This is a genomic window from Cellulomonas biazotea (assembly GCF_004306155.1).
GTDB classification, from domain to species: Bacteria; Actinomycetota; Actinomycetes; order Actinomycetales; family Cellulomonadaceae; genus Cellulomonas; species Cellulomonas biazotea.
The window spans coordinates 1-14,248 of sequence record NZ_BIMR01000086.1; the positions used below are offsets into that span (position 1 = coordinate 1).

Below are 14,248 nucleotides of genomic sequence, written 5' to 3' on the forward strand. Positions count from 1 at the left end.
GCCGACGGTCGCGGTCGAGCGCCCACACGTCGCGCCAGCCGGCCTGCAGCGGCCGCAGCGTGCGCCGGGGCAGGCGGCGGGTCCGGCGTGCGGCGGCCCGGGCGCGGGCCACGGCGAGGGGACGCAGCAGGGCCTCGACGGGTGCGCGGAGCTCGTCGACCGCGAGGCCGGGCTGCTTCGCGGCGAGGCGCACGAGCGAGCGGCCGAGCCCCGCCACGAGCGCGAGGACCGTGACGACCGGCAGCAGCGGCAGGGAGACCGCGACGAGCCGCTGGTGCACGGTGGCGCGACGGCGGGCGGCGTACGAGCGCCGCGGGTCCGCGGCGTCGTCGACCCCGTCGCCGTCCCGGTCGGCGGGGTCCGGCGCGTCGGACGAGCGGAGCCCGAGGTGCCCGGCCTGCGCGTGCCGCACGACCGCGGTCGGGACGACCACCACGCGGTGCCCGGCGAGCCGGGCGCGGCGCGACAGGTCGGCGCCGTCGCCGAAGGGTCCGAGCGCCGGGTCGGGTCCGCCGAGCTCGTCCCAGACGTCACGCCGCACGAGCGCCCCGACGATGCCGACGCCGAGGACGTCCTCCCGCCCGTCGAGCTGGCCCTGGTCGAGCTCGCCGGGCGCGACGTCGGTGAGCCGTCGACCGGCCGGCGAGGTGCGGACGCCCACCTCGAGCAGCCGCTCGGGGTCGGTCCACGTGCGCTGCTTGACGCCCGCGACGGCCACGGAGCGGGCGTGCCCGACGGCGCGCACGAGCTCGGCGAGCGCGTCGGGGGCGGGCGCGCTGTCGTCGTGCAGGAGCCACAGCCAGGTCGTCGGCGACCCGTCGGACCGGACCTGCGGGTCGGCGAGGGCGCCGCGCACGGCGTGCCCGAAGGTGCGGGCGCCCGGCACGTGCAGGGTCCGCAGCCGCGGCCGCGCCGCGTCAGGACGGGCGAAGGCGGCCTCGAGGAGGCCGTCGACGGCGCCGCGCGTCGGCGCCACGTCCACGAGCAGCACCTGCGCGGGGCGGCGCGTCGAGGCCGCGAGCGCGGTCAGCGCCCGCTCCAGGTAACGCGTGCGACCACGCGTGACGACGACCGCGGTCACCGGTGTCGTCACCGGGATGGAGGCGGTCGTGGTCGGCAGGTCCACGGGCGGGAGGGTCTCGGTCATGCTCCAGCCATCCTGCCCTCCGGGGTCCGCGAACCCCGCGAGCGACACTCGTCAGACGACCCGGCGCTTCAGCTTGCGCCGCTCGCGCTCGGACAGGCCTCCCCAGATCCCGAACCGCTCGTCGTTCGCGAGCGCGTACTCGAGGCACTCCGACCGGACGTCGCAGCCCGTGCAGACGCGCTTCGCCTCACGGGTCGAGCCGCCCTTCTCGGGGAAGAACGCCTCGGGGTCGGTCTGGGCGCACAGCGCGCGCTCCTGCCACCCCATGGGGCCGTCGTCCTCGGGCGCGCCGAAGAGGGGCAGGACGTTCGATGCGGGCGGGGCCGGCTTGCGCGCGTCGGAGGGGAAGGTCTCGTCGTCGTCGTCGAGCAGGTTCCACATGGCGTGCCTCCGTGCGGGTGTTGCGTGCGGGTCGATCAAGGCTCGGCGTGCGGCTCCGTCGACGGGCGCCGCGTGGTGTTGCTCGCTCATGAATCTCTTCTAAGGAATTACACGCGTGTCGTTAGCGGTCGTCAAGCCGAGCCGTGGTAGTTGCCCGGATTTGTCGGGGTGATCTTGTGGCACACGGGTGAATACGGCGTGTCGCTCTACGCTGGGAGCGTGCCCGTGACCACCATCGCCGACCTGACCGCCCTCCTCCACCGCGAACCGGGGCGTCCCCGCCTCACCTGGTACGGCGACGACGGCGAGCGCGTCGAGCTGTCCGGGGCGGTCCTCGACAACTGGGTGAGCAAGACGACCAACCTCCTCGTCGAGGAGTTCGACGCCGAGCCCGGGACCCGCGTCCTGCTCGACCTCCCCGGCCACTGGCGGACCGTCGTGTGGGCGTTCGCAGCCTGGCGCACCGGCGCGTGCGTCGTCCTCGCCGACCCGGCCGGCGGCTCCCCCGCCGACGTCGTCGTCACCGACCGTCCCGACCGGCACAGCCACGGCGGCCAGGTCGTCGCCGTCTCCCTCCCGGCGCTCGCGCGACGGTTCGACGGCGACCTCCCCGCCGGTGCCGTCGATGCCGCGTCCGCCGTCATGACGTACGGCGACGCGATCGGCTGGGTCCCCGCCGTCGACCCCGCGTCGCCCGCGCTCGTCGGCCCGACAGGGTCGACGAGCCACGCCGACCTGCTCGCCGACGCGGTCACCGCCGCCGCGCCGCAGCCCGGGGCGCGCACGGCGCTCGTCGCCACGGGCGCGGACGTCGTCACGCGTGTCGCCGCCGTGCTCGCCGTCGACGGCTCGGTCGTCCTGGTCACCGAGGGCCTCGCCGCGACACTGCGCGCGGACGACGAGCGCCGCACCCGGCTGCTCGGCTCCGAACGCGTCGACGACCCGCGCCTGTGACGGCGGGCGGTCCGGACGTCCGGACCGGCAGGGCGCGGCGACGACGGCCGCTGCCCGGCGCGCGTCACGGCACGTCGGCCTGGACCAGCGTCCCGCTCCCCGACACCGTCAGGGCACCGTCGCTCGCGGGCACGAACGCGGCCTGACCACGCTCGAGCGTGAGCGTGCCGTCGTTCGCCGTCGCGACCGTCACCGCACCGCCGAGGCACAGCAGGATCCGCGGACCCCGGCCCGGCAACGGGTGCGGTGCGTCGTCGACGAGGTCCGTGACGGACAGCTCGAAGTCGTCGACCGGCGCGTAGAACACCCGGGTCGCACCGTGGAAGACCTCCGGCGCGATCCGGATCGGCGGGGCCGCGACGTAGTCGACGTTGCGCAACAGCTCCGGCACGTCGACGTGCTTGCTCGTCAGGCCCGCCCGCAGCACGTTGTCCGAGCTCGCCATCACCTCGACCGCGACGCCCGTGAGGTACGCGTGGACGCCGCCCGCCGGCACGAACATCGCGTCGCCCGGCTGCAGCGTCACAGGGTTGAGCAGGAGCGACGTCACCACGCCCGGGTCGCCCGGGTACTCCGACTGGAGCAGCACGACCGTGTGGTCGGCACGCGGCGACGGCGACCCGCGCTCCAGCCGTGCCGCGCACGCCTCCGCGAGCTCGCGCACCTCGTCCGCCGACGGGCGCGTCGCAGGCTCGAGGAGCTGCGTGAATGCGGTCCGGATGCCCTCCGCGTCGGGCTGCGCCATGAGGATGCCGTGCAGCTCCTTGGCGAGGGGCGCGTCGAGGCCCGCGAACATCTCCGCGGCACGACGCGGCGCCCGGAACCCGCACATCGCCTCGAACTGCGTCAGCGCGAACACCAGCTCCGGCTTGTGGTTGCGGTCGCGGTAGTTGCGGTGTGCGGCGTCGACCGGCACGCCCGCCGCCTCCTCCTCCGCGAAGCCCTCGCGGGCACGCGCGAGGTTGGGGTGGACCTGCAGCGAGAGCGGCTTGTCGGCGGCGATGAGCTTGAGCAGGTACGGCAGCGTCTCGCCGAACCGAGCGGCGACGTCGGCCCCGAGGACCGCCTCGCGCCCAGTTGCGACGACGGCGTCGAGCGGCAGCTCGCCCTCGGGCGTCACGACCCGCGCCGGAGCCGACGGATGGGCACCGAACCACGCCTCGGCGAAGGGCCGGCCGTCGTGCGGGACGCCGAGGATCTCAGGGATCGCGGTCGGCGAGCCCCAGGCGTACCGCTGGGAGGAGTGAGAGATGCGCTGCACGGAGCACCGTTCGATCGAGGGCAAGATGTCCAGATCGTACACATTCGACGCCGGACGTCCGTGAAGGTGGCCCATCCACCCCCCCGGATGCGTCACACTGTATGACCATGCGTGGGATCATCCTGGCCGGCGGCTCCGGCACCCGTCTGCACCCCATCACCCTCGGGGTCAGCAAGCAGCTCGTCCCGGTCTACGACAAGCCGATGATCTACTACCCGCTGTCGACGCTGATCCTCGCCGGGATCAAGGACGTGCTGGTCATCACGACCCCGCACGACGCCGAGCAGTTCCAGCGTCTCCTGGGCGACGGCTCGCAGTTCGGCATCTCGATCTCGTACACCGTGCAGGCCGAGCCCAACGGGCTCGCGCAGGCGTTCGTGCTCGGCGCCGACTTCGTCGGGAACGAGCCCGCCGCGCTCGTGCTGGGCGACAACATCTTCTACGGCCCCGGGCTCGGCGCGAAGCTGCAGCGGTTCGAGCAGATCGAGGGCGGCGCCGTGTTCGCCTACCGCGTCGCCGACCCGACGTCCTACGGCGTCGTCGAGTTCGACGAGGCCGGACGGGCCCTCTCCCTCGAGGAGAAGCCCGCGCAGCCGCGGTCCAACTACGCGGTGCCCGGCCTCTACTTCTACGACAACGACGTCGTCGCCATCGCGCGCGACCTCAAGCCGTCCGCGCGCGGCGAGTACGAGATCACCGACGTCAACCGCGTCTACCTCGAGCAGGGCCGCCTGCAGGTCGAGGTCCTCCCCCGCGGCACCGCGTGGCTCGACACCGGCACCTTCGACTCGCTGCTCGAGGCGTCCGACTACGTGCGGACCATCGAGCACCGCCAGGGGCTCAAGATCGGCGCCCCGGAGGAGGTCGCCTGGCGTCGCGGGTTCCTGTCCGACGACGAGCTGCGGGTGCGCGCGGAGAAGCTCGTGAAGTCGGGCTACGGGTCGTACCTCTTGGGTCTCATCGGAACGCCACGATGACGTCGGCCGTCGTCGAGCCCGTCACGGAGCTGCTCGCCGAGCGGGAGACGGGGGTCGCACCGACCTCCCCTGGGCGCGACCGGATCGAGTTCGTCCACCTCCTGCGCGGAGCGGCAGCGGCGGCGGTCGTCTGGGCGCACCTGTCGGGCTTCTGGCTCTACGCCAACGAGCGCTCATGGGTCGTCCAGCAGCTCTGGGCACAGTACGTCGTCGTGCCGTTCCACCTCTTCCAGAACGCCGGGCACCTCGGTGTGGTCGTGTTCTTCCTGATCAGCGGCTACATCATCTCCTACACGTCGGAGCGCGAGACCCGGCGCGAGTTCGCCGTGAAGCGCGCGCTGCGAATCTTCCCGATGCTCGCCGTCGCCGTGCTCGTGACCGGCGTGGCGCTGGCAGCAGCGCGGGCGAACGGCATCGACACGCTCCCAGGGATGGTGCACGGGACGCCCGTGGACTACCTCAAGGCCGTCTTCGTGCTCGACCAGCTCACCGGCACCACCTTCGTCCTCGGCTCGACGTGGACGCTCGCCATCGAGCTCACGTTCTACACGCTCGTCCTGCTCCTCATCCCCATGTCCCGCCGCGACCCCGTCCGCTCGACCTGGGTGATGGTCGGCGTGTGGGCGGTCGTCACCCCTGTCGTCATCGCGACACCGTCCCTGAAGTACCTGTCGACGACGTGCGTGTACCTCGCGTTCCTGTTCGTCGGTCGCACCTTCTACCTCCAGGCGAAGGGCCGGGCCTCGACGTCGGTCTCGATCGGGATCGTGGCGACGACCGGCCTGCTCTACGTGCTGTTCTACACGGTGGCCTTCCCCGGCGAGCTCATGACCCCGAGCGTCGAGCCGGCCGCGTCCTACGTGCTCGCGATCGTCGTCTTCCTCGCGACGTCGCGCGCACGCATCACCCGGCTCTGGCGCCCGTTCCGCGTCCTCGGTGACATCAGCTACTCGCTGTACCTGCTGCACCTGCCTGTCGGGATGCTCGCCATCACCCTGCTCGACCGCGCAGGGCTCCCCTTCACGGTCGCGTTCGTCCTCGGCGTGACGGCCTCGCTCGTCAGCTCCTGGGTGACCTACCGCTGGGTCGAACGCCCCAGCCAGCGTCTCGCGCGCACGATGCTGCGTCGCCGACCGCGACCGGCGCCGGCACCGTGACGTCCCGAGAGGTCCCGGTCGCGGCACCCCGGGCGGTCCACGGCGCGCCGACCGCACGCCGTGGCGACCACGCGGTCCTCGCCACACGGCGCAACAGCCTCAACCTGATCCGCCTCGTGCTGGCACTCGCCGTCCTCGTCTTCCACGCCTACCCGCTGGGCGGGTTCACCGGCAAGCCGACCCTCCTCGGGGTGGGGCTGGGCGGGTGGGCCGTCGCCGGCTTCTTCTGCCTCAGCGGTTACCTGATCCAGGCCAGCCGGGACTCCCGACCCGTCGAGACGTACCTGATGCTCCGGATCGCGCGGATCTTCCCCGCCTACTGGGTGTGCCTGGTCGTGACCGCGTTCGTCTTCGCACCGGCCGCGTACGTCATGGCCAAGGGCACGATCGACGGGTTCCTGACGAGCGGCCCGACCGCCCCGCTCGACTACGTCCTCACCAACGCCTTCCTGCGGATCAACTCGTACGCGGTCGGCGACACCCTGACGACCGTGCCGTACCCGGTGGCATGGAACGGGTCGCTGTGGACGCTGTACTACGAGTTCATCTGCTACCTCGCGCTCGCGGTGCTCGGCGTCTTCGCCTGGTGGCGCGGACGGATCGCCGTGCTCGTCGCACTGGCCGCCGTCACCGCGCTGGCCGTCGGGTACCCGCACGTGGCTCCGTACGTCGGCAACGACCCGCACGTCGCGAACCTGGTGGCGCTCGCACCGTACTTCTTCGCCGGGGCCGCGGTGTACCGGTGGCGGGACCGGGTCCCGCTGACATGGCCCGTCGCGCTGCTCTCTGCGGGGCTCGTCGTGGGAGCATCGGCACTCGATCCGCAGCGCGGTCCCGTCCTCACGGCGGCCGCGTTCGCGACGGCGCTCCTGTACCTCGGGACCGTGCTCCCGTCGCCCCGCTGGGTCCGGGGTAACGACGTGTCGTACGGGGTCTACATCTACGCGTTCCCCGTCCAGCAGCTGCTGGTGGTCTTCGGCGTCCACACCGCAGGCCTGTGGCCCTACGTGATCGCCACCACCGCCCTCACGGCGCTCGCCGCTGTGGGCAGCTGGTACGCGATCGAACGCCCCGCGCTCAGGACGGCCCGCCGCCGCCTCGACCGCCGCAGCGGGCGCAGCCCCGTGGAGGCCGTGCCCGCCGGCGAGTCCGTCGCCGCCGTGGGTGGACCTGCCGCCGTGGGAGCGGCGGTCGACGCGGACCGCGCTCAGGTCGGCGCCGTCGCGACGTCAGCCTAGGCGGCCCTGGCCGGGCGCCCTCGGGATCCGGTACGCAGTACGGATCTCCCGCCGGTGCCTACTGCCGCCGCCCCGTGCGCCGGCTGTGCTTCGTGTAGCGGTACAGCCGCGAGCGCTCAAGGTCCCGTCGTGAGTCCTCCGACTCCGCCAGGCGGTCCACCAGACCCGCCGCCTCGGCACGTGCCGCCTCGAGCTCGGCGGTGAGCGCACGCACCACCGAGGCCGCCGCCTCGGTCTGCTCCTCGCTCGTGGCGAGGGCCTCACGGAGCGCAGCCGCGTCCTGCTCGTGCTTCTCGACCCACCACCGTGCCTCCCGGTAGGTCGCCGCCAGCTCCTCCTCTCGGCCGAGCGCCTGTGCGACAGCGGACTCGAGACCCGTCGAGCGCTCCTCCAGAGCGGTCACTCGCGTCGTGAGCGCGACGCGGGCGTCCTCGAGCTCGGCCGTGTTGTCCGCGTACCAGCGTCGGGCCTCCTCCAGCTCGGAGGACATGACCATGAAGATCCCGAGCGAGCTCTGGACGGCGACGTGTGCCGTGATGTCCGCCTCGTCGAGCGGCACCGCGGAGGGCTCCCCCACCGTGGCGAGGACCTCACGGAGCCGATCGCCCAGCAACGGGGCGTACGAGGCGAGTGCCCCCACGCCTGCGCGGGCCGTCGCGTAGCCCGCCGTGATCTCGTCGACGAGCTCCGTGGGGCCGCTGCGGGCGGAGAACCCGCGCCCGGAGAAGTTGTGCTCCGCGGCGAGGGCGACGTTCGACCCGTCGAGCCAGCCCGGGCCGCCGAAGTGGTCGTAGCAGAACACCGGGACGCCGGCCGCGAGCGAGTACTGCACCGTCTTGCCGATCGTCACGACCGCGTCCTGCTCGTGCACGAGGTCCGGTGTGACGCGTCGCCGCACCGCCCCGAGCTCGGCCTGCTGACCGACGACCGTCACGTCCCAGCGCTCACGCAGCGAGGGCAGGGCCTCGGCCAGCTCCGGCGGGATGTGGTTGGACACGACGAGCAGGCGTCCGAGCTCGGCCGCCGGACCGCGCCCGTTCGCCGCGAAAGCGTCGGGCGACGGGTTCCCGAGGACCTGCAGGTAGGCCGGGTCGACCCCGGCGAGCAGCCCGGTCTCGACCTGCGCCACCCGGGCCTCCGGCGCGGGGAACAGCACGGCGCCCGCCAGGGCGGCCTCGATCCGGTGCGCCCACGCGAACTCGAGCGGGTGGAACGAGGACATGTGGTTGAAGACGAACCGCGTGCCCGCCCGCTCACGCAGCAGCCGCTCCGGGATGAGCTGGTGGTGGATCCACGCGATGTCGACGGGGGCCTCGGCGAGCACGCCCTCCAGCGCCGGGTCGCTCGTCCGGATCAGTCGGATTCCGGGCACCGCGGTGAGGTCCCGCGCCATCTCCTCGGAGTGGCCGTGGACGACGACCACCACCTCGGCGCCCTGACGCGCCAGCTCGTGGGCGATCTCGAGCGTCATGACCTCGGACCCACCGAACTGGTACAGGAACGACTGCGTCAGGACGACGCGCTGCCCGTCGAGGCTGCTCATGGCCTACCTTCCCGTCGACATCACGATGCTCGGGGCACGTCGTCGCACACCCTGCGCCGGCAGCGTCCGACAACGGCCCGCACGCTGGGCCGACGTCGCGCGCTGCACGGGTCGCGAACGACCCTAGACCACGCCGCGGCGGCGCCCTCCGGGGGCGCCCACCGGTCGGCTGGGGCGGCTCACCGCCGGCGCAGCGGCTTCGTCGCGCGCCACGAACGCGAGGCGCGCAGGTTGCGCACGACCTCGGCGAGCTGCTCGGTGGAGGCGTAGGCGTACGTGCTCGCCTTGATCCGGCGGCCACGCCCGACGAGCCGGGCCGGGACCCGCAGCGGGGCGGAGAAGCGCCACGAACGCGAGTCGAGGATCGACTGCACCTCGAACAGCATCGCGACGCGCTCCCGTTCGCGCCCGAACGCCTCCGCGCTCAGACGGGCGAGACCCTGCTCGTGCCCGATGCTCCACACCGCCTCGTCCCGCTCGCGCAGGAGGGCGCGGATGCGGACGGTCGAGCCGACCGGCATCAGGACGGGGTTCTCGTCGAACTTGCGCAGGATCGCCTGGAAGTTGCGGTCCCACTCGCCGTTGTCGTGGTCGGTGCGCGACGACGCACCCTGCACCCACCAGTGGTAGAGCGACGTGATCGTGGGAGCCGAGGCCACCCCGACGACGGACGCAGCCCGCATGATGAAGTCCCAGTCCTCGGTGGTCGTGAGGGACTCGTCGAAGTGGATGCCCATGTCGTGGTAGATACCGCGCGGAAACGCGATGGCCGTGTTCGGCGTGAAGTTCTGCCGGAGGTGATCGACGAAGTCGAACGTCGCCGGGTAGATGTCCTCGATCGAGCCCGTCGATCGGATGCCGACACGGTCGAGCACGGTGCACTCGACGATGTCCTGGCGTGCGGACACCGCACGCAGCATCTGGCCCGGGTGGCGCTCCGCCAGCGACGCGAAGGTCTCGACCCAGTGGCCGATCGGGATGTCGTCGTCGTCGAGGATCGCGATGTAGTGCCCGCGGGCCTCGGCGAAGCCCACGTTGAGCGGGGCGGCACGGCGACCGTGCTCCACACGCACCAGACGGGTGCGCTCGCGCATCCACGTCGGCAGGTCCGCGATGACGCGCTCGACACCCAGCTGGGCCTCGACCGTGAGCCGGTGCCCCAGGACGAGCACCTCGAAGTCCGTGTTGCTCTGCCCTGCCAGGCAGGTGAGCGCCTCGACCAGACACTGAAGGCGCGTGCCCTGGGTCCGCATGACGATCGACAGGAACGGCCGCACGCCGTCGAACGGCTCGACGAACTGTGCCTCGTCCGTGAGGGGCCCGGGCACGCACACCCGCACGAACTGGGTGGTCTGAGCGCCAGGGCCGGCTTCCTCGCGGAGCGCGAGGAGGAGGCCGTGCAACGACGTCCCCCGCTGCAGCGCCGAGTGGTCCTCGGGGAAGTGCTGGTCGCTGCGCTCGCGGTCCACGTCGCGCGACGCCGTCGGGTGCAGGCCCGCGAGGCGCAGCGCCCGCTCGAACGACGACGCGTCGTAGTGCTGGAGCGCGGACGCGCTGAGCACCCCGGTCGGCGTCACGTCCCAGCGGCCGATGGCGAGCTTGAAGCCGACGTCGGCGTGCGTGACGTTCGGGACGCTGACCACGACGACCGCGCCGTGCTCCAGCGCGACGTCACGGACCCCGGCGAGCACGGTCTGCGTCGGCGGCATGCCCTGCAGGACGTCGATGAGCGAGATCGACGCGACACGACGGTCACCGATGACGGCGCGCAGGTCCGCGGCGATCTGCTCACGGTCGACGAGGTCGACGTGGTGCCCCTCGAAGCCGCGTGCGGTGAGCGCGGCTACGGCGTCGGGCGAACCGTCGGTCCCGACGTACGTCCGACGCAGCGACGCCGTCAGGGGGACGGCGAGCGGTGCGTCGCCGCAGGAGAGATCCAGGTGGATGACGTCGCGCGCGTCGTCGACGATGGCCGACCGGTGCGCCTCCAGGAGCGTCAGAGCGTTCCCGTAGACGTTGTCGTGCGAGAACCGTCCGACGGCGCGCGGGATCTCGACAGGTGCGACCGACCCGGTCTCCACCGTGTCAGAGGACGTATCGATGGGCCGCATAGTTCCCCTGTTCGAAGATGCCGATCTCGTGCTCGTCGTCCACCGGTGTCGGCAGCGTCGCCGCGTCGCGACGACGCCGGAACTCCGCCGCCGCGCGCTGGTAGACGGCGTCCGGAGCGTTGTCGAAGTCGACGAGCGTGCGCTCGACGAGGTCGGGCCGGGACCACTTCTGGAAGAGCATGAGCGCGGCCTCGGCCGAGTAGTAGCGCTCGGCCTCCGTCGGCTCCCACACGCCGCCGAGCCCGACGCGCTTGTCGTGGAAGACGACGGCCGCCGGCTGGTGGACGACCATGAGGCCCGCGCGGCGGACCTTCCACGAGAAGTCGACGTCGTCGCAGTACATGAAGAACGACTCGGCGTCGAAGCCGTCGACCGACTCGAACAGCGCACGCGGGAAGACGGCGCACGCCGTCGCGGCCCAGGACGTCGAGCCCGTCGTGCGGTCGTACTCCTTCGGGTGCTCGATCGGCAGCTGCTTGGCCTCCGTCATGCCGACGGCGCTGCGGCGGAACGGCTCGAGCAGCAGCTCGAGGGTCCGCGGGGCGATGACGACGTCGGGGTTGAGCGTGAGGAGGAAGTCGGCGGCGGAGCCCGCGGCGAGGCGGTTGTGCCCGCGCGCGGAGCCGAGGTTGTCGCCGAACCACTCGTACGAGATCTGCAGGTCGCGGGCATACCGCTCGACGAGCACGTCGACCTGGTCGGGCTCCAGGCACCGGATCGGGGAGCAGTCGCCGTAGCGCACCGAGACGGAGACCCGGTCCGGCCCGGCGAGCTCGGCGGAGCGGGCGAGGCTGGCGAGCGAGCGGTCGATCGCCGCGAAGCTGTTGAGGTACAGCACGGACTGCACCTGCAACGACGTCGACCCGGTCGTGAGGAACGGACCGCGCTCGCGCCAGGCACGGGCCTCGGCGCTGGAACCGAGGCGGACTGCCGGACGACTCATCGCCCCGCCCTCCGGTCATGCGGGGCGGTGACCGTCGGGGGTCGCTCGACCGAGGGCCCTCCCAGGTGCTGCTCGACCAAGACGCCTCCGACTGCGCGTGCCATACCGACCTTCGTCATCCTCGTTTCTCGTCACACCGGGACGGGGACGGCCCGGGTGGACCACGCGCGGCGACTCGATACCTTTCGGGCGACGCGTGGCTCGGGCGACATCCTATGCGGATGCTGTGCCACGACCTGCGACAAACGGCCCGCGCAGTCGTCGACGCGACAGAGTGGCCGGATTGGTGACGGTTCGACCGAGCGGAACGTCTCCAGGCAGGCGTCCCGTCCCTCGGGGACCGTGCGACCGGGACGCCGGTCGCCAGGCACAATCTCCTCATGACGCTCGCTGACCCGCGCCGGTGGTGGACCACGGGCGCCGTCGTGCTCGATCCCCGCCGCAACGGCCTCAACGGGGTCCGGCTGATCCTCGCGCTCGCCGTCCTCGTGGCCCACGGCTGGTACCTCTCGGGTGCCGGCGTCGGCCCGCACGTGGCCGGGGAGAACATCGGTGGCTGGGCCGTCTTCGGGTTCTTCGCACTGTCCGGCTACCTCATCACGGCGAGCCGATGGACGCGGTCGCTCGGCGAGTACCTGGTGCACCGGGTCGCGCGGATCTACCCCGCGTTCCTCGTCTGCCTCGCCGTCACGGCGTTCGTCTTCGCGCCGATCGGGTGGGTCGCGGTGCACGGCGGCCTCGACGGCTTCTTCGGTACGCCGACGACGCCGCTCGGCTACATCGCCTCGAACATCACGCTGCGCATGAACGCCTACGACGTCGCGCAGACCCCGGCCGCGGTGCCGTACCCGGGCGCGTGGGACGGCTCGTTGTGGAGCCTGTACTACGAGTTCGCCTGCTACCTGCTCGTCGGCGCGCTCGGGTGCTTCGCGCTGCTGCGGCGCAACGCCTGGGGCCTCGCCGCCGTCCTGGTCGCGAGCATCGCGCTCAAGGCCAACGAGGGCGTCCTCATGCGGTACACAGGCGCCAACGTCGACCTGACGTTCCTGCTCAAGCTCGTGCCGTTCTTCCTCGCCGGCGGGCTGCTGTGGATGCTGCGTGACCGGGTGGTGCTGAGCTGGCCCGGCGCGGCCCTCGCGGTCGTCCTCACCCTGGCGGCGGTCAAGCTGGTGCCGGGCTGGGGCCCGCAGCTCGCGTCGCTGCCGATGGCGTACGGCCTGCTCTGGTTCGGCGCCGTGCTGCCGCTGCCCGCGCTCGTGCGCCGTCACGACGTCTCGTACGGCACCTACATCTATGCGTTCCCGGTCCAGCAGCTCCTCGCGCTCGCCGGGGCGCACCGCCTCGGTCTCGTCGCGTACGACCTGCTCGCCGTCGTCGCCACCGTGCCGCTCGCGGTCGCGAGCTGGCTGCTGGTCGAGCGTCCGGTGATGCGGCGCGCCCGTCGGGGTCGCGCGACGCCCCCGAAGGACGTCGACGTCGCCCCGGCCGCTGCGCCCGTGGCAAGCGTGCCCGGACCTGCCCCCGCGCCCGTCCAGGTGTAGCGCGACCCCGCTCAGGCGTCCGTCAGCGGCACGAACGCGTGGCGCAGGAGCGGGCCCAGACCGCGCAGACCTCGGGCACGCAACGCGCCGGGCGCGAGCGTGAGGGCGTGCAGCCGGGACGTCACGTGCCACCGAGCCGCACGCTCGGCACGCCGCCAGCCGTGGTCGGCTGCGAGGCCCGCCGCGAGACGGAAGTACGCGCGCTCCCCCGCGAAGCGCGACCCGTCGTACGCCTTCGCCGAGGACGCGCTGGACGCGTGCCGCCGGTACTGGAAGCAGGTCCGCGGCTCGACGAGGATCGAGCCGCCCGCGAGGACCAGGTCCACGACGAGCGCGAGGTCCTGGATGATCGGCATCCCGTCACGGAAGGGCAGGCTGGTCAGCGCGTCGCGCCGGAACGACAGCGACGGCCAGTACAGCCAGTCCGCCTGCAGCAGGCCGGCGGCGACCGCCTCGCCGCGCAGCAGCCGGCCGTGCCGAGTGGCGCGGGCGCGGAGCCGGTCCTTCACGACGTCACCGAGCGGCCGGACGACCGTGCCGTCGGCGTCGACGACCTGCACGCCCGGCTGGACGACCGACGCCTCGGGCACTCGGGCGTGCGCGGCCAGGACGGTCCGCACGTAGTCCGGCAGCAGGACGTCGTCGCAGCCCAGCAGCACGACGTGCTCGTGCGTGGCCATCGCGACGCACGCGCGGTAGTTCTCGGTGATGCCGACGTTCGACTCGTGCCGCACGTACCGCACCCTGTCGTCGTCGATCCCCTCGAGGAACGCCCGGGGGCGCGGGTCCGGGTACGCGTCGTCGACGACGGTGAGAACCCAGTCGTCGCTGTCCTGCGCGAGGACGCTGCGCACTGTCGTCTCGAGGAGGTCAGGGTCCCCCCAGAACGGGATGAAGATGTCGAGCGGCACCCGGCGAGCCTAGTCGCCGGGTCGCCCCGCCCCCCCGCCGCGGCGTCGAGCACCGGCCGCGTGCACCAAGATGGTCCCCGTGCC

The 14,248-nt window shown here is 72.6% G+C and carries 12 protein-coding genes; 5 read left to right on the plus strand and 7 right to left on the minus strand.

Annotation, left to right across the window (positions count from 1 at the left end; all coding sequences use genetic code 11):
• On the minus strand, positions 1–1,147 hold a 1,147-nt coding region (locus CBZ_RS07070; protein WP_130780876.1), incomplete at its 3' end, for a glycosyltransferase.
• Positions 1,148–1,198: 51 nt separating this feature from the next.
• Complete coding sequence (locus CBZ_RS07075) at positions 1,199–1,528, minus strand: WhiB family transcriptional regulator (RefSeq protein ID WP_130780877.1); 330 nt, start codon at positions 1,526–1,528, stop codon at positions 1,199–1,201.
• Positions 1,529–1,747: 219 nt separating this feature from the next.
• On the opposite strand from CBZ_RS07075, the gene CBZ_RS07080 reads away from it, so the two are divergent.
• The gene (locus CBZ_RS07080; protein ID WP_246013131.1) at positions 1,748–2,482 is read left to right on the plus strand and encodes a TIGR03089 family protein; all 735 of its coding nucleotides are present in this window, start codon (positions 1,748–1,750) and stop codon (positions 2,480–2,482) included.
• Between the two features lie 64 nt (positions 2,483–2,546).
• On the opposite strand, the gene manA is transcribed toward CBZ_RS07080, so the two are convergent.
• The gene (gene manA / locus CBZ_RS07085; protein WP_130780878.1) at positions 2,547–3,743 is read right to left on the minus strand and encodes a mannose-6-phosphate isomerase, class I; all 1,197 of its coding nucleotides are present in this window, start codon (positions 3,741–3,743) and stop codon (positions 2,547–2,549) included.
• A gap of 107 nt (positions 3,744–3,850) precedes the next feature.
• Between manA and rfbA the strand changes: the two genes are divergently transcribed.
• Genes rfbA through CBZ_RS07100 form a run of 3 tightly spaced genes read left to right on the plus strand, consistent with a single transcriptional unit; the run spans position 3,851 to position 7,115 of the window.
• Complete coding sequence (gene rfbA / locus CBZ_RS07090; RefSeq protein WP_130780879.1) at positions 3,851–4,720, plus strand: glucose-1-phosphate thymidylyltransferase RfbA; 870 nt, start codon at positions 3,851–3,853, stop codon at positions 4,718–4,720.
• On the plus strand, positions 4,717–5,877 hold the full coding sequence (locus tag CBZ_RS07095) for an acyltransferase family protein (RefSeq protein ID WP_130780880.1): 1,161 nt from the start codon (positions 4,717–4,719) through the stop codon (positions 5,875–5,877). Before rfbA ends, CBZ_RS07095 begins: the two co-directional genes overlap by 4 nt.
• On the plus strand, positions 5,874–7,115 hold the full coding sequence (locus tag CBZ_RS07100) for an acyltransferase family protein (RefSeq protein ID WP_165446687.1): 1,242 nt from the start codon (positions 5,874–5,876) through the stop codon (positions 7,113–7,115). Before CBZ_RS07095 ends, CBZ_RS07100 begins: the two co-directional genes overlap by 4 nt.
• Before the next feature lie 58 nt (positions 7,116–7,173).
• Here CBZ_RS07100 and CBZ_RS07105 read toward each other — a convergent pair whose 3' ends face one another.
• The 3 genes from CBZ_RS07105 to CBZ_RS07115 form a co-directional block, all read right to left on the minus strand.
• Positions 7,174–8,658 (minus strand): glycosyltransferase family protein, encoded by a 1,485-nt coding sequence (locus CBZ_RS07105; protein WP_130780882.1) that lies wholly within the window; start codon positions 8,656–8,658, stop codon positions 7,174–7,176.
• Between the two features lie 179 nt (positions 8,659–8,837).
• Positions 8,838–10,739 (minus strand): glycosyltransferase, encoded by a 1,902-nt coding sequence (locus CBZ_RS07110; protein ID WP_165446688.1) that lies wholly within the window; start codon positions 10,737–10,739, stop codon positions 8,838–8,840.
• A gap of 4 nt (positions 10,740–10,743) precedes the next feature.
• A complete protein-coding gene (locus CBZ_RS07115; protein WP_218022724.1) occupies positions 10,744–11,712 on the minus strand; it encodes a glycosyltransferase family protein in 969 nt (322 codons plus the stop codon).
• A 380-nt stretch (positions 11,713–12,092) separates the two neighbouring features.
• On the opposite strand from CBZ_RS07115, the gene CBZ_RS07120 reads away from it, so the two are divergent.
• On the plus strand, positions 12,093–13,253 hold the full coding sequence (locus CBZ_RS07120; RefSeq protein ID WP_130780884.1) for an acyltransferase family protein: 1,161 nt from the start codon (positions 12,093–12,095) through the stop codon (positions 13,251–13,253).
• A gap of 11 nt (positions 13,254–13,264) precedes the next feature.
• Here CBZ_RS07120 and CBZ_RS07125 read toward each other — a convergent pair whose 3' ends face one another.
• Complete coding sequence (locus tag CBZ_RS07125; RefSeq protein ID WP_130780885.1) at positions 13,265–14,164, minus strand: glycosyltransferase; 900 nt, start codon at positions 14,162–14,164, stop codon at positions 13,265–13,267.
• Between the last annotated feature and the right edge of the window lie 84 nt (positions 14,165–14,248).